Genomic DNA, 16298 nt, shown 5'->3' on the forward strand with positions numbered 1-16298 from the left:
ATCAGCGCGGCAGCTCGATCGTCGCGCACAGGCCGCCGCCCGCCCGGTTCGCCAGCCGTATCTCGCCGCCGGCTTCGCGCACGATCGACTGGGCGAGCGCAAGGCCCAGTCCGATGCCGCCCGTATCGCGATTGCGCGAGCTTTCCAGGCGGGTGAAGGGCGCGAAGACGTCGCCCAGCCGCGCCTCGGGAATGCCCGGTCCACGGTCGCCCACCTCGATCGCGACACGCTGCGGTTCGGCGATCAGCCGCACCTCGGCGCCGCCCCCATATTTCACGGCGTTTTCGATAAGGTTGCGGATCGCGCGGCGGATCAGCGACGGACGCAGCCGCATGCGCAGCCGCTCGGCCTCGTCGAACGATACGTCCTGACCCAAATCGCGAAAATCCTCGACGACTGCATCGACCAACGCGGCAAGATCGACCTCGGTGACGGGCTCGCTGGGTCGGCCCATGCGTGCCAGCGACAGGATGTCATCAAGCGTCCGGTTCATTTCGGCGATCGTGTCACTCATCCGGGCGCGATCGGTGTCGTCCTCGACCGATTCGACCCGGACGCGCAGCGCGGCGAGCGGGGTGCGAAGATCGTGACCGATCGCACCCAGCATCCGGTCTTTCTCATCAAGCATCGCAGTGACACGCGTCTGCAACTGGTTGAACGACTGGACCAGTCCGGTGATGTCGGCCGGGCCGCGCACGGGCACCGGCACCACGCCTTCGCCGCTGCGCCCGAACCGCTCGGCCGCGGCGGTCAGATCGCGCAACGGCCGCGAAATCCGCCGCGCGATCCACAACACCGGCAGCAGTACGACCGCGTAGAGGATCAGCGTCTGCGCGAACAATCGCCAGAACAGCCGAATGCCGCCATTGTCTCCCCAGGCGACCGTCAGCGCCAGCCAGCCATGCCCAGGCTGCTCGATCGTCACCAGCAAGGCGTCCTCGGGGCGCTCGATGTGCCGGCGATAGCGACCTGGCCGCATCGGATTGCGCGCCTGCCATGCATCGTCGATTCCGGCCCATGGACGCACCCCGGTATCGATCCGTCCGACCTCCATCCCCTGCTCGCGCAACTGATCGCGCAATTCGTCGGCGAAGGCGGGCAGGCGCGGCAGATCGGCGGGAATTGCGTCGCGATCGGCGCGCCGCACGCGCCCCCTGTCGCGCAAAATCGGCCGCAGACCTTGCGCCTCGCGTTCGACCGCATCCGCGATTCGGATCGCGACCGGCCGTGCCGCCTGCGCGAGCCGGAATTGTGCTCGGTCGCGCAGCGCCAGACCGAAATTCACCGCCTGTGCCACGAACAGCGCCAGCGCGATCAACACCGCCATCTGTCCGGCAAGACTGCGCGGCCACAGCCGTCGTCTAGCGCGCGGCGCCGCCGCCGCGGCGGGCTGCGTCACAGCCGCGTCACTTCCGCGGCCAGCGTGTAGCCGCCCCCCCAGACGGTCTTGATAATATCAGGAGCCTTGGCGTCCGCTTCGATCTTGCGGCGTAGGCGGCTGACCTGATTGTCGATGGCACGATCGAACGCCGCCGCCTCACGGCCCTGCGTCAGGTCGAGCAACTGGTCGCGCGTCAGCACCTGCCGCGGCCGCGTCACCAGCGCGAGCAGCAGATTATATTCCCCGGTCGACAGCGGTACGCTGACGCCCTCGCGATCGACCAGCGAGCGCTCGCCCGTCTTCAGCACCCAGCCGGCAAAGGCGTAGGAGCCGCTTTCGGGCGCATGCTGACGCGCGCCGCCCGCGGTCAGGCGGCGCAGCACCACCTTTACCCGCGTCGCGAGTTCGCGGGGAGAGAAGGGCTTCGTTACATAATCATCCGCGCCCATTTCCAGCCCGACGATCCGGTCGGTCTCCTCGGCCTTTGCGGTCAACAGGATGACAGGCGTGTCGCTGGTCGCGGCAATATGCCGACACAGCGACAGGCCGTCCTCGCCGGGCATCATCACGTCGAGGATGACCAGATCGATCGCATAGGCCGCCAGTCGCGTCCGCGCGCTTTCCGCATCGGCGGCCTGGGTCACGCGAAAGCCCTGTTTGGTGAGATATTGCGCCAGCGGCTCGCGGATCGAACGCTCGTCATCGACGAGCAGCAGGTGCTGCATGTCTCCCATAAGATCCCGCTCTGCCACGCGAATCGTCTCCTGCAAAGCCGGACGGTCCGATCGGGACCGCCCGGCGCTTGCCGTCAGAATACGCTTATTGCGCGTCGGGTGTGCCGGCGGGCTGGCTTGCATCGGGCGCCGCGTCGCCACGGCGACCGTGATGCATCGCGGATCGGGCCGCTGCCATTTCGGTCGCGTCGAGCTTGCCGTCGTGGTTCGTGTCCATCCGGTCGAAGCGCGCGCCCGCGCGTGCCGTGGCGTCGGCGCGGGTCAGGGTACGGCCACCACCGTTGCCGCCGCGGTTCATCGCAGGAGCGTCCGCCGTCCCACCACCGCGCTTGGCCCACATCGCGGCGCGCGCTGCGGCGCGTTCCTCCGGCGTGACGGTGCCGTCATGGTTGGTATCCATCGCGTCGAAGCGCGCCTGCGCCTGTGCGATCACTTCCGCCCGCGTGACCGTGCCGTCGCCATTGGCGTCGGCGCGCATCATGCCGCCGTGCGGACGAGCGGCACCATTGGGGGCAGGAGCGGGGGCCTGCGGCGCGGTCTGCGCCGTCGCAGCCGTTGCCAGCAGGCCGCCCGCCGCCATCATCGAAATCAGAGCTGTACGCATCGTCCTGGTCTCCAGGGGGCGGGGCCAACCCCCGCCCGACGATGCGCCTTGTCGATCAGCTCTGTCGCGCGGTCATGTCGGACGCGCTTCATTGTGTCGCAAACTGTCGCAGCGGCTCAGTGCTGCGCGGCCGCCTTGGCTTGCGCCTTTTGCGCGCGCGCCTGTTTGGCATAATGGTGGTGCATCGCGGCACAGCCTGCCGCGGCGCCGAGCATGGCGTGACCCTTGCCGACGAAATGACCGGCCGCCGCGCCGGCGGCGGCGCCGCGCAGGCACCCCTTGGCCAGAGCCGGCTGGGCAGAAGCCATCATGAGCGGAATGGCGATAAAAGCAAGCTTACGCATCGAGCATTCTCCACATCGAAGAGCCGCAATATAGGCGAGCCACCGAGTCCTGTCCCGTGAACAATAGTTCACTTTTCCGTCAGATAACGGGCGCTTGAGACGCACGCCGTCATCTGCGTTGGAACGTCGGCATGCGGCAGGATTAGTGTCGATGGTGGGAAGCTACCGGGTGCTGGGTAGGATTGCTTCATCGTCGCGGTGACGATCAGGCGAAGACCGCCACGCTCTGCATGTGATCGGCGATCGGCGCGCCGTCGGCGGACCAGATGCCCATGCGCTGGCTGGAACTGCCGTCGCGCGCATGACCCGCCACCGCTTGCAGCAGCCACCAGCCATCCTGCGTCACCGGCGCGTCGGCGAGCACATTGAGTTGCCACGTCATCGAGCTGACCGGCGCCGGTCCGCCGAGCAGCTTCATCGCGGCGGGCGGCAGGCAGTCGGCGACCGCCATCAGCTCGACCATCGGATGCAGCCCCTCGCGGTCCTTCAGCCGGACCCAGCGGAGCCACTCCGCGGGTCCGGCGCCGGGCGCATCGACCAGTTCAAAATTGCTGGTGAAGGGCACGGCGGGATGGCCGCCCAGGATCCGGTCGTCCGGTCCGGGCGGCGACACCGCCGGGCCGGCCGGCGCACGCTGGTCGAGCCGCGACGGTACGGGCCCCATGAAGACGAAGGTCGCGCGCAAGCCCAGGCCCGCCTCGCTCGTCACGTCCGCCTGGACGAAGGCGGCGTTCCGTCCGCGCCGCAGACGCTCGGCGCGGATGGTGATGGCGCCGCTCAGCGGGCCGATGAATGCGACCAGCGCAGAGCGCAGCGGGGGCAGATCGCTGTCCGACGCCATGGCGGCGTGGAGAGCGAGCGCCGACGACAGGCCGCCATAAGCCGTGCGGCCCTGCAACCAACTGTCCGGCACGACGCCCGTCCAGCCGCCCTCGTCCGGCTGCAAACCGGCAATCACGTCGCGCAGGGGGACGAAGGCGGCGGACTGGGCGGCGGCGGGGTCGGCTGTCGGGCTCATCGGCAAAGGCTAGGGCAAGGTTCGGGTGGATGCCATACGCAATGTTCGAAATCGTGCGGCATCGTCATCCGGCGGTACGCACACGCGCCATCACGATGGCGCCCGCCGCCAGCGCCAGCACACCCGCGATAACGAAGGATGCGCCGGGAAACCCGTGGCCCACGCCCCAGGCGAGCACCTGCGTCAGCAGCAGCGGCGCGACGATCGCCGACACGCTCCCCATCGCACCCAGCCCGCCCTGCAACTGCCCCTGCCGCGACGCGTCGACCATGCGCGACACCATCGCCTGCATTGCGGGCATGGCGAAGCCATCGAAGGCGCTGACGACGAACAGCACATAGACCTGCCACCCCTGGGTCACGCCGCCGAACGCCAGGAACGACAGGCCGGCCGCGGTCAGTCCGATCAGCAATGCCCGCCGCTCCCCCAGCCGCGCGATGGCTGGTCCGGTCAGCCCGCCCTGCACGATCGTCGCCACCACCCCGACGAACGCGAGGCTCCAGCCGATCGCCTTGGCATCCCAGCCAACCTGCGCGGTGGCCCAGAAGCTCCAGGTTGCCGGATAGACCATGTGCGCCAATTGCCACAGGAACATCGCGATCAGCAGCGGCGCGGCATTGCCGGCGTGGAACAGCGGCCGGAACGCCCCGATGACATGCGCGTCGCGCAGGCGGAACGGTCGCCGATTCTCGGGCGCCAGCGTCTCCGGCATCGCCACGAGCATCACGCCGGCATTGACCAGCGCCAGCACCGCCGCCGCGACGAACGGTGCCCTTGGTCCCCACAACGAGAACAGCCCGCCCAGTGCCGGGCCGATGATGAAGCCCAGGCCGAACGCCGCGCCGATCAGCGCAAAGGTGCCGCCGCGCTTTTCGGGTGGCGTCACGTCGGCGATCACCGATCCGGCAGGGCCGTAGACCGCGCCCGCGATCCCGGCGATCGCGCGTCCGGCGAACAGCCAGCCGACGCTCGGCGCGACCGCCATCACCGCATAATCCAGCCCGAAACTCATCATCGATGCGATCAGCACCGGTCGCCGTCCGAACCGATCGGACAGATTGCCCAGCACCGGCCCCGCAAAGAATTGCGCGCCGGCATAGACGACGAGCATCCACCCGGCGATCCGCGTCGCCTGTTCGATGTCCGTCTCGCCCAGGTTGCGCAGTAGCGCCGGGAAGACGGGTGCAACGATGCCGAAGCCGATCGTATCGATCAGTACCGCCGCCAGCGCGATCGGCACCGCCTTATGCTCGAACCGCATGCCCCACTCCCCGCACGTGTCGGCGCCCTTGTGCCGCAAGCTGCGCGCCAAGCCAATGCGGGGCTTTGCACGCCCGATCATTCATGGCATGGCTACACCCAGCATACCCGATCTTCAGATTCGGGATCAGGAGAGACATGATGGCGACTGCCCTCACCGCCGACGCCCCCACCGATCCGCTCGACGCCTTCCGCGCCGAGGCGCGCGACTGGCTGGAGCAGCATTTCCCAAAGGCCCTTGCACATAAGGATGGCGGCATGTCCGCCGTCGAAGGCCCGCACGATCCCACGCCCGACGAAGCCGCCTGGACGAAGGCGATGGGCGAGAAGGGGTGGGGCGTCCCCACCTGGCCCGCGCAATATGGCGGTGGTGGCCTCAGCCGGGCCGAGGCCCGCGTGCTGCAAGAGGAAATGGCGCGGATCGGCGCGTGGAATCCGATCGGCGGCATGGGCGTGATGATGTTCGGCCCGACGCTGCTCGAATATGGCACTGAGGCGCAGAAGCAGGAGCATATCCCCGCGATCGCGCGCGGCGAGGTCCGTTGGTGCCAGGGCTATTCCGAACCCGGCGCCGGCTCCGATTTGGCCTCCTTGCAGACTTTCGCCGAGGACAAGGGCGACCATTATGTCGTCAACGGGCAGAAGACCTGGACCTCCGGCGGTCAATGGGCCGACAAATGCTTCGCGCTCGTCCGCACCGACAAGACGAAAAAGCATGAAGGCATCAGCTTCCTGCTGATCGACATGGATGCCCCCGGCGTCGAGGTGAAGCCGATCCGCCTGATTTCCGGCTCGTCGCCCTTCTGCGAAACCTTCTTCACCGACGTGAAGGTGCCGAAGGAGAACCTCGTCGGGCGTGAGGGCGAAGGCTGGACGATCGGCAAGCGCCTGCTCCAGCACGAGCGCTCCAGCCTGTCGGGTGGCGGCGGATCGGCCGGGCGGCTGCTCGCCGGCAAGCCGCTCAGCGAGATCGCCAAGGCCTATCGCGGCACCGACGAACAGGGCCGCATCGCCGATCCCGACCTGCGCACCCGCATCATCCGCCACGAGATGGACGTGCGCGCCTTCGTCCTGACACTGCGCCGCGCCGCAGCCGAAGCGAAGTCGAATCAGGGGCCGTCGGCCGCGACGTCGATCATGAAGAACGTCGGCGCGCGCATCACGCAGGACCGCGCCGAACTCGCGATCGAGATCATGGGGATGAACGGCCTCGGCTGGGAAGGCGAGGGGTTCACCGACGACGAACTGGCGCAGACCCGCACGTGGCTGTGGGGCAAGGCGGTGTCGATCTACGGCGGCAGCTCGGAAATCCAGAACAACATCGTCGCCAAGCGCATCCTCGGGATGCTCGATCACCAATAACCGAGCACCCTAACTCAGGAGTTCACGGCATGGCCGTCCTCACCGAAGAACAGACGATGCTGCGCGACATGGCGCGCGAATGGGGCGACAACGAATCCCCGGTCACCGCCTTCCGGCGCCTGCGCAATGCCGCGCCTGCCGAAGAGTTCGACGTCAACGCCTGGGGCGAAATGGGCCAGATGGGCTGGGGCGGCATCGTCGTGCCAGAGGCGCATGGCGGCTCCGAACTCGGTTATCTGTCGCTCGGCATGGTGATCGAACAGCTCGGCCGCACGCTCGTCGCGCATCCGCTCGCCTCTACAGGTCCCGCGGCAACGGCGATCGGGCTCGGCGACAGCGATGCCGCCAAATCCGAATGGCTGCCGCGCATCGCGAGTGGCGAGGCGGTGGCGACGCTCGCGATCGACGAAGGCCCGCTGCACGGCGGTGCCATCGACACCCGCGTCGAGGACGGCCGTATCACCGGCACCAAGGCGTTCGTCGCGGAGGGTGACAGCGCTACGGCCTTTGTCGTCGCCGCCGCCGATGGGCTGTATCTCGTGGCCGGCGACGAGGGCGTCACCCGCTCCACGCGTCGCATGGCCGATGCCCGCAGCCATGCCGAGGTCCGCTTCGACAAGGCTCCCGCGACCCGGCTCGGCGGCACAGACCTCACCGCGAGGATCGTCGACCACGCCACCGCGCTGGTCACCGCCGAAATGCTCGGCCTCGCCGAACAGGCGTTCGCCAACACCAACGATTACCTCAAGACGCGCGTCCAGTTCGGCCAGCAGCTCAGCACCTTTCAGGCGCTTCAGCACCGCATGGCAAAGATGCTGACCGAGCTCGAACTCATGCGATCGGTGGTGGAGGGGGCGCTGGAGGCGATCGATGCGCGCCGCAGCGACCTTTCACAGAGCGTCAGCCTCGCCAAGGCGGTTGCAGGTGACACATTGCGCCTCGTCAGCCGTGAGATGATCCAGCTGCATGGCGGTATCGGCATGACCGACGAACATGACGCCGGCTTCTACATGAAGCGCGCCGCGGTGCTCGAGGCGATGTGGGGCAATGCGGCCTTCCATCGCGAACGCTTCGCGAAACTCGCCGGCTATTGAAGGGAACGGGGCGGCCGGTGCGCCGCCCCGTCCGATACTCAGGCCGCCTTCTTGCGCGCGCGCTTCGGCGCGGCGGCTGCGGCGGTGTCTTCTTCCTCATCGGGCTGATCCTCGCCCGCTTCGGTCAGCGCCTCGCCCAGCGCCTTCAGCTTCTCTTGGGATTTGTCGGCCTTGTCGGCGATCTTGGTCGTCGCCGTACCCAGCCGATGCAGCAACGCATGGATGCGGTCTGCGTCCGGCGAGTCCTTTTCCAATTGTTTGCGCAGCGAACCCAGGTCGCGCAAGATGCCCTTCGCGCCCGGCACGTCAACGTCGGCCAGAGCGGCTTCCCAATCCTCGACCATATCCGCGCCCTTATTGGGTTTGGTCTCGTCCAGGCCGCGATTGATCGCGTTCATCGTTCCTGCAAACTTCACCGCCATGCGCTTATCCTCTCGTCGGGCCGAACGCCCGCACCGCCCAACGGGACGCGCACATAAAGTGTCCGAGATCGCAATAATTTAGCGGACGTCGCCGTAACGACCCGCGCTCACGCGTCGCGAAGCGCCCGATCGTCGAACAGGCCGAAGAACAGGGTCGAGGCATACATCGCCACCGCACGTTCGCGCGGCATCGTTCCCGCCCATTTCCGCATATCGAACGCCGCGTTCTGGAGGGCCATCAGGGCCTGCGCCGCCACCAGCGCATCGACCGGTCGAATCGATCCTTCGGCGATCCCGTCCATCATCGTGCCGGCGAAGCGCCGCGCAATCCGGTTGGACCGGTCGACCATCGCCGTCCGGACGATCGCCGGCAGGCCCGACAGCGCGGTCGTCCGCAGCAGCGGTGCGCGCTCGGCAAATTGCACGTCCAGCAGCGTCGCGATCGTGCTCGACAGTCGCTGCCAGTGGCTGCCGCCGGTCTCGTCCGCCAGGCGCTGCGCATCACTGATCGTGTCGAAGCTGCGGCGGTAGCAGGCGATGACCAGATCGTCCTTGGCGTCGAGGTGATGGTAAAAGCTGCCCTTGGTAACGTTCAGCTCGGCCGCGATCCGCTGCACCGATGCGCCCCGATAGCCCAGCTCGTTAATCAGCCGCGTCGCCGCCAGCAGGAAGGCTGCGCGCCCCGGCTCGGTCTCTTCATGGCTCAGATCGATCGGCTGCGGCGCCCAGCGCGCATGCGGCGCGGCGATGCCATGTTCGAACACGTCCATCAGCCGTGCTTCGATCCGATCGTATTGATCGGGTTCGTAGCGCAGCACCCAGATCGGCAGCCAGAAGGTGTTCTCCAGCAGCACGTGCGCCCGCGCCCCGAACAGGTCCGTCTCCGCACGGCTGGCGGCAGGGCCCCATAAGGAGCGCGTCCGCCGGAACACCTCGCGCCAGCGATTCAGCAATCGGGTACGGTTGGGCTCCTCACTGGCGCGCAGGTCGGACAGGACCGCCATCGCGCGATCCTCGCCGCGCTGCACGCGGGCCAGCCGGTCCATGATGAGGCCGAGATAGCGGCGCACGCGCGCCTGCGGCGTCGGCTGGGCGAGCGCGTCGTCCAGCATGGCGAGCAGTTGGTCGAGCGTATGCTCGAACGCCGCCGCCGCCAGGTCTTCCTTGCGCTTGAAATAATAGGTGACGCTGGTCGTATTCAGTCCTACGCGGCGCGCCACGTCGGCGAAGGTCATGCCCTTCGCGCTCTGTTCGTTGATCGCCTCCGCTGCGGCGGACAGGATCGCATCGCGCTTCGCCCGGAAGCGCTTGGTGCCCTGTTCCTCCGCCCCGACTGTCTCGCCGGCATCCGCCCCCGTTTGTTCCATCCGGCCAGTCTATCAATGCCGCTTTCGAAGAAACAGTGTTTTCTTGGGCTGCCGGGCGTCAGGCGTGAAAAAGCCATGGGGAGCGGGCGGATGGGACTTTACCGAATGTACGGTACGGCCTAGACCTCTGCCAAACATACGTTGGAGAGACGCCCCATGGACTTCACCCTGAGCGAGCGGGAAACCTATTTCCGCGACCGCGTCCGCCAGTTCATCGATTCGGAAATCCGCCCTCGCCAGGCCGAACACGACGCGCAGGAACATGAAGGCGAGCGCTGGAAGGTGATCCCGGTCATCGAGGAGTGCAAGGCGAAGGCGAAGGCCGCCGGCCTCTGGAATTTCTTCATGCCGCCCAACTCGGGGCAGACGCATGTCGATGACACGTTCGAGTTCGAAGGCACGCAGCTCACCAACTTGGAATACGCCCTGTGCGCCGAGGAAATGGGCAAGATCGGCTGGGCGTCGGAGGTCTTCAACTGCTCCGCGCCCGACACCGGCAATATGGAGGTCTTCCACCGCTACGGCACGCGCGAGCAGAAGGACCAATGGCTGCGGCCACTGATGAACGGCGACATCCGCTCCGCCTTCCTCATGACCGAACCTGCCGTCGCCTCGTCCGACGCGACCAACATCGAAACTTCCATGGTCCGCGACGGCGATCACTACGTCATCAACGGCCGCAAATGGTGGTCGTCGGGCGTCGGCGATCCGCGCTGCAAGGTCGCGATCGTGATGGGCAAGACCGATACATCGGCCAAGCGCCACCAGCAGCAGAGCATGATCCTGATGCCGATGGATGCCCCCGGCGTCACCATCGAGCGTATGCTGACGGTCTACGGCTACGACCATGCACCGCACGGCCATGGCGAGGTGGTGATGAAGGACGTGCGCGTGCCGGTCGAGAACGTGCTGCTCGGCGAAGGCCGCGGCTTCGAGATCGCCCAAGGGCGCCTCGGGCCGGGCCGCATCCACCATTGCATGCGCACCATCGGCGTCGCGGAAACGGGGATCGAGGCGATGGCCAAGCGGCTGCTGAGCCGCGTCGCGTTCGGCAAGCGCATCGCCGATCATTCGGTGTGGGAACAGCGGATCGCCAAGGCGCGCATCGACATCGAAATGACGCGCCTCCTGTGCCTCAAGGCCGCCGACATGATGGACAAGGCGGGCAATAAGGCCGCGCAGCTCGAGATCGCAATGATCAAGGTCGCCGCGCCGACGATGGCGCTGCAGATCCTCGACGACGCGATCCAGGCGCATGGCGGCGGTGGCGTCAGCCAGGACTTCCACCTCGCCCACGCCTGGGCGGCACTGCGCACGCTCCGCTTCGCCGACGGGCCGGATGAGGTCCACAACCGCGCCATCGCCCGCGCCGAATTCGGCAAATATGGCGACTATGCTGCGGAGCGCCCCGCGCGCTGATCTGCCACCGTATCGTCATCCCGGCGAAAGCCGGGATCCATGGATGCGATGACCTGACGAGGGCGCGCTCCACCAGCGATGTCGAAACCATGGATCCCGGCGTCCGCCGGGATGACGAATACGAAACAGGAAAGGCCATTCCCATGAAAGCCGCCGTCCTCTTCGAACCCAAGACCCCGCTCCGCATCGAGGACGTCGCCGTCGCCGATCCGGCCCCGCACGAAGTCCTGATCCGCACCGTCGCGGTCGGCGTCTGCCGATCCGACCTGCACTTCGTCGATGGCATCTACCCGCACGCGCTCCCGACCATCCCGGGGCACGAGGCCGCAGGCGTGGTGGAGGCGGTGGGCAGCGAGGTACGCACCGTGAAGGTCGGCGACCACGTCGTCACCTGCCTCAGCGCCTTCTGCGGCCATTGCGAATTCTGCGTCACGGGGCGGATGTTCCTGTGCGTCGACGCGGGCGTCCGCCGGCCCAAAGGCGCCGCGCCGCGCCTCACCCTCGACGGCCAGCCGGTCGCGCAAATGCTCAACCTGTCGGCTTATGCCGAGATGATGCTCGTCCACGAGCATGCCTGCGTCGCGATCGACCGGGAGATGCCGATGGACCGCGCCGCGCTGATCGGCTGCGCCGTGACGACAGGGGCCGGGGCGGTGTTCAACACCACCGATGTCACGCCCGGCGAAACGGTGTGCGTCGTCGGCTGCGGCGGCATCGGCCTTGCCGCGGTGAACGCCGCCAAGATCGCCGGCGCGGGCAAGATCATCGCGCTCGATCCCGTGCCGGAAAAGCGCGCGCTCGCCGAAAAGCTCGGTGCGACCCACAGCATTGACGCGCTGTCGGATACCGCGGCGGACGAGGTGGTCGAGATCACGCGTGGTGGCGTCCACCACGCGATCGAAGCGGTCGGCCGCCCGCAAAGCGCCGCCACCGCGGTCAAGGTCCTGCGCCGCGGCGGCACCGCGACGATCCTCGGCATGCTGCCACCCTCGGAAAAGGTCGGCCTGTCGGCGATCGACCTGCTGTCGGGCAAGAAGCTGCAGGGCGGCCTAATGGGCAGCAACCGCTTCCCCGTCGACATTCCACGCTTGGTGGATTTCTACATGCGCGGAAGCCTCGACCTCGACACGATCATCGCCGAACGCATGCCGCTGGAGCGGATCAACGATGCGTTTGACGAACTGCGCAAGGGTGACGCCACCCGCAGCGTGATCACGTTCGCGTGAGGGGTGCCAAAAGCACCTCGTCACCCCGGACTCGTTCCGGGGTCCACCGGGCCACACGGGCACGGCAGGAGGCTCGAACCGCTCCCCTCGCCGCGGAGTGGACCCCGGAACAAGTCCGGGGTGACGGAGGAAGAGGGGCAAAGCGTCGCGCATCCCAAAGGGCCTTCTCATGACCACACCCCCCGGCACCATCGCCGTCGCCGACAAGGACCGGCTCGACGAGGCGAAGCTCACCCGCTGGATGGAGGCGAACGTGGCCGGCTTCACCGGCCCGCTCACCTACGCCAAATTCGCCGGCGGCCAGTCCAACCCGACCTATCGCATCGACAGCCCGTCGGGCGCCTATGTCCTGCGCCGCAAGCCGTTCGGACCGCTGCTCCCCTCCGCCCATGCGGTCGATCGCGAATATCGGTTGATCGCCGGCCTGTACCCGACCGGCTTTCCGGTCGCGAAGCCCTATGGCCTGTGTACCGACGACAGCGTCATCGGCGCGATGTTCTACGTCATGGGTCTCGCCGACGGGCGCAACCTGTGGGACGGCACCTTGCCGGACTATACGCCCGAGCAGCGCACCGGCATCTACAATGCGATGGTCGATACGCTCGCCGACCTGCACAACACCGATCACGTCGCCGCGGGCCTCGGCGATTATGGCAAGCCGGGCAATTACTTCGCCCGCCAGGTCGAACGCTGGACCAAGCAATATCGCGCCAGCGAAACCGAACACATGCCGGAGGTGGAGAAGCTCATCGACTTCCTGCCGCTCACGGTGCCGGACCAGACGCGCACGTCGATCGTCCACGGCGATTATCGCATCGACAACATGATCTTCGCAGGTGACGAACCCCGCGTCATCGCGGTGCTCGACTGGGAGCTATCGACGCTCGGCGATCCGCTCGCCGATTTCAGCTATTTCCTGATGAGCTGGGTGACCGAACCCGAAGGCCGATCGGGCGTGAAGGGGCAGACCGGCCCCGACACCGGCATCCCGACGATCGAGCAGATGGTGGACCGCTATTGCGCCCGCACGGGGCGCGACGGCGTGCCCGATCTCAACTGGTATTTCGCCTACAATCTCTTCCGCCTGACCGGCATCGTCCAGGGCATCAAGAAGCGGATCGTCGATGGCACCGCGTCGAGTGCGCAGGCCGAACGGTCGGCGGCGCAGGTCCATCGCCTCGCCGCGGCAAGCTGGCACTTCGCGCAAGCGGCTGGAGCATAAACAATGCTTTAGGCATCATGTCTCGCATCAAGTGTTAGGTGCGAGACATGCTTTCGTGTGACTTTTAGGACTTTTGAAAGGGCCTCCATGTCGCTGTTCGACCTCACCGGCAAAGTCGCCATCGTCACCGGCTCCAGCCGCGGCATCGGCAAGGCGAGCGCGATCGAGCTCGCCCGCGCCGGCGCGCGTGTCGTCATCTCCAGCCGCAAGCAGGACGCCTGCGACGCCGTCGCAGCCGAGATCAATGCGGAGTTCGGGGAAGGACGGGCGATCGCCATCGCTGCCAGCATCTCCGACAAGGCCGCCTTGCAGGCGCTGGTGGACCAGACGCGCGCGGCCTGGGGGCAGATCGACGTGCTGGTCTGCAATGCCGCGTCCAACCCCTATTACGGCCCGCTCGCCGGCATCGCCGACGACCAGTTCCGCAAGATCCTCGACAACAACATCCTGTCCAATCACTGGCTGATCCAGATGGTGGCACCCGACATGCGCGAACGACGCGATGGCTCGATCGTCATCGTCTCGTCGATCGGCGGCCTGAAGGGCTCGGACGTCATCGGCGCGTATAACGTGTCCAAAGCGGCGGACTTCCAGCTCGCCCGCAATTATGCGGTCGAATACGGCCCCGACAACGTCCGCGTGAACTGCATTGCGCCCGGCCTGATCAAGACCGACTTCGCCCGCGCTCTGTGGGACACGCCGGAGGCGGAGACGCGCTCCAGCCGCCATACGCCCCTGCGACGGCTGGGCGATCCCATCGATATCGCCGGTGCGGTCGTCTATCTCGCGTCCGACGCCAGCCGCTACATGACGGGGCAGGCGATGGTCGTCGATGGCGGGGTGACGATCTGATGGCCCGCTTCACCGACAAATCGATCATCGTGACGGGTGCCGGCAGCGGCATCGGTCGTGCCGCCGCCATGGCCTTTGCGGCGGAGGGCGGCCGCGTGCTCGTCGCCGACCTCACCGACGGCGCCGACGCCACGGCAGATGCGATCCGTCAGGCCGGCGGCACGGCAGAGGCATTGCGCATCGACGCCGGCAGCGAAGCCGACGTCGTCCGCGCGATCGACCTCGCCTGCGAACGCTTCGGTGGCCTCGACATCATGTTCGCCAACGCCGGCATTTCGGGCGGCATGGCCAACATTTTCGACACCGACGTCGCGCTGATCACCGACGTATTGCGCGTGAACCTGATCGGCCCGTTCCTCGCCATCAAGCACGCCGCACCGAAGATCGCGAGCCGGGGCGGCGGGGCGATCGTGTTGACCGCCAGCGTCGCTGGCATCCGCTCGGGCGCGGGCTCGCCTGCCTATTCGGCATCGAAGGCAGGCGTCATCAACCTCGCCGCGGTCGCCGCGCAGCAGCTGTCCGGCAGCAACGTCCGCGTCAATGCCATCTGCCCCGGCCTCACCGAAACCGGCATGACCAAGCCGACGTTCGATTATGCGCGAGAGGCGGGCAAGATGGACCGCGTCGGCCGCCTCAATCCGCTGCGCCGCGGCGCGCAGCCGGAAGAGCTGGCCAAGGTCGCACTGTTCCTCGCCTCCGACGATGCCAGCTACGTCAACGGGCAGGCGCTGGCGGTCGATGGGGGGCTGTCCTCCAGCCATCCCGTCACGCGCCAGGAATATGGCAAGACCGCGGTCTGACTTGATGCCGTCACGCGGCGCGCGCAGGATGCGGACATGCTACTGATCCTCGCCGCCGCTCTCGCCGCCCCGCAGGCCGCTCCCCCACCGATCATTTCGGTGCCGTCCGTCCCGCGCGCGCCGGAGTCGGGGCAATGGCTGCTCCACTGGACGATGAGCCCGGTGCTGTGCCGCGACGGGGGCAGCCAGCCTCCGGTCATGGCCGCCGAACCGCGCCGGGCCGTCCTCTATTGGAACGGCAACGGCCGCGCCTCCGCGACGTTCGACTTCCGGATCGATGCCAGCGGCCGACCGCTGTCGATCACGCGCCGCGGCAATGCCTATCTGCAGGATAGCGAGGATATCGCGCCGGCGCTCGCCGCGACCCGTTTCGCCGCGGGTTCTGCACGAACGGGTTGCGTCGTCACCTTCACGCCCGATGTCAGCTCGGTCGCGGGTGCGCCGCTACACGATGTCATTGCTACCTTCATGACCCCGCGCACCGCGCCGCCGCGCAGCATCTGGGATCGGATCCATGCCGGCGGCGATTGCGGCGATCCGGCGCCGCAGGCGCTGCTGCGTGCCTTTCCGGATTTCAAGGCGTTGCCCGATCAGCCGGGCTATGTCAGCTGGACGCTGATCGGCTTCGACCTGTCGGGCGATGGCAAGCCCAAGGCGATCCGCACGCTCGACAGCAGCGGCACGGCGCCGCTCGACCGGGCGGGGCGCGAGGCGGTGGCGCGCTCGCGCTTCGAAAAGGGGGCGCACAAGGCCTGCACCTTCGGCTATTTCAAGGCACCCACCCTGTTGCCCGCGCCGCCTGCGCCCGAAGAGGATGCCTGGCGCCCTGCCGCGGCGACCTGTCCGCGCGAGCATGTCTGGGACCGGCAACCGCAGCTCGTCTATCCGGCGAACTACAACACGCGCAGCATCGAAGGCTGGGCGATGGTGACCTTCGACGTCGCGCCCTGGGGCGCGATCGGCAATGTCCATGCGCAGGCCGCCGAACCGACCGCCGATTTCGGCGCGGCCGCCGAAAACATGCTGCGCTCCGCGACGTTCAAGCCCGGCCCGGGCTATGTCGGCTGCATCGAACGCGTGCGCTACGTGATCCGCAAGCCGGGCGTACCCAATCCAACCGCTGCTCAGGTGCCTCTGCCCGATTGAGCGTTCGTCATTGCGAGCGAAGCGAAGCAATCTAGGGCGTCCCGCTC

At 67.4% G+C, this 16298-nt stretch carries 16 protein-coding genes; 8 read left to right on the plus strand and 8 right to left on the minus strand.

What is annotated here, in order from left to right; genetic code table 11:
- Position 1: 1 nt before the first annotated feature.
- From ACGVWT_RS00470 to ACGVWT_RS00495, 6 genes are all read right to left on the minus strand, one after another.
- Positions 2-1399, minus strand: coding sequence for an ATP-binding protein (locus ACGVWT_RS00470; protein WP_116462275.1), 1398 nt, complete (start codon positions 1397-1399; stop codon positions 2-4).
- On the minus strand, positions 1396-2115 hold the full coding sequence (locus ACGVWT_RS00475; protein ID WP_315462235.1) for a response regulator: 720 nt from the start codon (positions 2113-2115) through the stop codon (positions 1396-1398). Before ACGVWT_RS00475 ends, ACGVWT_RS00470 begins: the two co-directional genes overlap by 4 nt.
- Positions 2116-2200: 85 nt before the next feature.
- Positions 2201-2719: a hypothetical protein gene (locus tag ACGVWT_RS00480; protein WP_315462234.1), complete on the minus strand. Its 519-nt coding sequence runs from the start codon at positions 2717-2719 to the stop codon at positions 2201-2203.
- Positions 2720-2835: 116 nt separating this feature from the next.
- Positions 2836-3063, minus strand: coding sequence for a hypothetical protein (locus ACGVWT_RS00485; RefSeq protein WP_017979220.1), 228 nt, complete (start codon positions 3061-3063; stop codon positions 2836-2838).
- Positions 3064-3268: 205 nt separating this feature from the next.
- Positions 3269-4081 (minus strand): acyl-CoA thioesterase II, encoded by an 813-nt coding sequence (locus ACGVWT_RS00490; RefSeq protein ID WP_315462233.1) that lies wholly within the window; start codon positions 4079-4081, stop codon positions 3269-3271.
- A 64-nt stretch (positions 4082-4145) separates the two neighbouring features.
- On the minus strand, positions 4146-5342 hold the full coding sequence (locus ACGVWT_RS00495) for an MFS transporter (RefSeq protein WP_315462232.1): 1197 nt from the start codon (positions 5340-5342) through the stop codon (positions 4146-4148).
- 140 nt (positions 5343-5482) lie between these two features.
- On the opposite strand from ACGVWT_RS00495, the gene ACGVWT_RS00500 reads away from it, so the two are divergent.
- Entirely contained in the window at positions 5483-6703 is a 1221-nt protein-coding gene (locus ACGVWT_RS00500) for an acyl-CoA dehydrogenase family protein (RefSeq protein WP_116462362.1), read from the plus strand.
- A gap of 29 nt (positions 6704-6732) precedes the next feature.
- Positions 6733-7797, plus strand: a complete 1065-nt coding sequence (locus ACGVWT_RS00505; protein WP_394425056.1) for an acyl-CoA dehydrogenase family protein — start codon at positions 6733-6735, stop codon at positions 7795-7797.
- 38 nt (positions 7798-7835) lie between these two features.
- On the opposite strand, the gene ACGVWT_RS00510 is transcribed toward ACGVWT_RS00505, so the two are convergent.
- Together ACGVWT_RS00510 and ACGVWT_RS00515 are read right to left on the minus strand one after the other, a co-directional pair.
- Entirely contained in the window at positions 7836-8219 is a 384-nt protein-coding gene (locus ACGVWT_RS00510) for a hypothetical protein (protein ID WP_315462230.1), read from the minus strand.
- Positions 8220-8326: 107 nt separating this feature from the next.
- A complete protein-coding gene (locus ACGVWT_RS00515) occupies positions 8327-9586 on the minus strand; it encodes a TetR/AcrR family transcriptional regulator (RefSeq protein ID WP_063685362.1) in 1260 nt (419 codons plus the stop codon).
- A 156-nt stretch (positions 9587-9742) separates the two neighbouring features.
- Between ACGVWT_RS00515 and ACGVWT_RS00520 the strand changes: the two genes are divergently transcribed.
- From ACGVWT_RS00520 to ACGVWT_RS00545, 6 genes are all read left to right on the plus strand, one after another.
- Complete coding sequence (locus ACGVWT_RS00520; protein ID WP_315462229.1) at positions 9743-11005, plus strand: acyl-CoA dehydrogenase family protein; 1263 nt, start codon at positions 9743-9745, stop codon at positions 11003-11005.
- Between the two features lie 143 nt (positions 11006-11148).
- Positions 11149-12231: a Zn-dependent alcohol dehydrogenase gene (locus tag ACGVWT_RS00525; RefSeq protein WP_315462228.1), complete on the plus strand. Its 1083-nt coding sequence runs from the start codon at positions 11149-11151 to the stop codon at positions 12229-12231.
- A gap of 169 nt (positions 12232-12400) precedes the next feature.
- Entirely contained in the window at positions 12401-13453 is a 1053-nt protein-coding gene (locus ACGVWT_RS00530) for a phosphotransferase family protein (protein ID WP_315462227.1), read from the plus strand.
- An 87-nt stretch (positions 13454-13540) separates the two neighbouring features.
- The gene (locus ACGVWT_RS00535; protein ID WP_116462267.1) at positions 13541-14305 is read left to right on the plus strand and encodes an SDR family oxidoreductase; all 765 of its coding nucleotides are present in this window, start codon (positions 13541-13543) and stop codon (positions 14303-14305) included.
- The gene (locus ACGVWT_RS00540) at positions 14305-15105 is read left to right on the plus strand and encodes an SDR family NAD(P)-dependent oxidoreductase (RefSeq protein WP_315462226.1); all 801 of its coding nucleotides are present in this window, start codon (positions 14305-14307) and stop codon (positions 15103-15105) included. Before ACGVWT_RS00535 ends, ACGVWT_RS00540 begins: the two co-directional genes overlap by 1 nt.
- Before the next feature lie 36 nt (positions 15106-15141).
- Positions 15142-16251 (plus strand): energy transducer TonB, encoded by a 1110-nt coding sequence (locus ACGVWT_RS00545; protein ID WP_315462225.1) that lies wholly within the window; start codon positions 15142-15144, stop codon positions 16249-16251.
- Positions 16252-16298 lie beyond the last annotated feature (47 nt).

Source organism: Sphingomonas sp. S6 (genome assembly GCF_043498045.1).
Taxonomy (GTDB): Bacteria; Pseudomonadota; Alphaproteobacteria; order Sphingomonadales; family Sphingomonadaceae; genus Sphingomonas.

Excerpts from the sequence above, each read along its gene's own strand:
- ACGVWT_RS00520 (WP_315462229.1), top strand. The coding sequence starts at position 9,743 with ATGGACTTCACCCTGAGCGAGCGGGAAACCTATTTCCGCGACCGCGTC.
- ACGVWT_RS00515 (WP_063685362.1), bottom strand. The coding sequence starts at position 9,586 with ATGGAACAAACGGGGGCGGATGCCGGCGAGACAGTCGGGGCGGAGGAA.
- ACGVWT_RS00505 (WP_394425056.1), top strand. The coding sequence starts at position 6,733 with ATGGCCGTCCTCACCGAAGAACAGACGATGCTGCGCGACATGGCGCGC.
- ACGVWT_RS00540 (WP_315462226.1), top strand. The coding sequence starts at position 14,305 with ATGGCCCGCTTCACCGACAAATCGATCATCGTGACGGGTGCCGGCAGC.
- ACGVWT_RS00490 (WP_315462233.1), bottom strand. The coding sequence starts at position 4,081 with ATGAGCCCGACAGCCGACCCCGCCGCCGCCCAGTCCGCCGCCTTCGTC.
- ACGVWT_RS00475 (WP_315462235.1), bottom strand. The coding sequence starts at position 2,115 with ATGGGAGACATGCAGCACCTGCTGCTCGTCGATGACGAGCGTTCGATC.
- ACGVWT_RS00480 (WP_315462234.1), bottom strand. The coding sequence starts at position 2,719 with ATGCGTACAGCTCTGATTTCGATGATGGCGGCGGGCGGCCTGCTGGCA.
- ACGVWT_RS00500 (WP_116462362.1), top strand. The coding sequence starts at position 5,483 with ATGGCGACTGCCCTCACCGCCGACGCCCCCACCGATCCGCTCGACGCC.
- ACGVWT_RS00530 (WP_315462227.1), top strand. The coding sequence starts at position 12,401 with ATGACCACACCCCCCGGCACCATCGCCGTCGCCGACAAGGACCGGCTC.
- ACGVWT_RS00545 (WP_315462225.1), top strand. The coding sequence starts at position 15,142 with ATGCTACTGATCCTCGCCGCCGCTCTCGCCGCCCCGCAGGCCGCTCCC.
- ACGVWT_RS00485 (WP_017979220.1), bottom strand. The coding sequence starts at position 3,063 with ATGCGTAAGCTTGCTTTTATCGCCATTCCGCTCATGATGGCTTCTGCC.
- ACGVWT_RS00495 (WP_315462232.1), bottom strand. The coding sequence starts at position 5,342 with ATGCGGTTCGAGCATAAGGCGGTGCCGATCGCGCTGGCGGCGGTACTG.
- ACGVWT_RS00510 (WP_315462230.1), bottom strand. The coding sequence starts at position 8,219 with ATGGCGGTGAAGTTTGCAGGAACGATGAACGCGATCAATCGCGGCCTG.
- ACGVWT_RS00525 (WP_315462228.1), top strand. The coding sequence starts at position 11,149 with ATGAAAGCCGCCGTCCTCTTCGAACCCAAGACCCCGCTCCGCATCGAG.
- ACGVWT_RS00535 (WP_116462267.1), top strand. The coding sequence starts at position 13,541 with ATGTCGCTGTTCGACCTCACCGGCAAAGTCGCCATCGTCACCGGCTCC.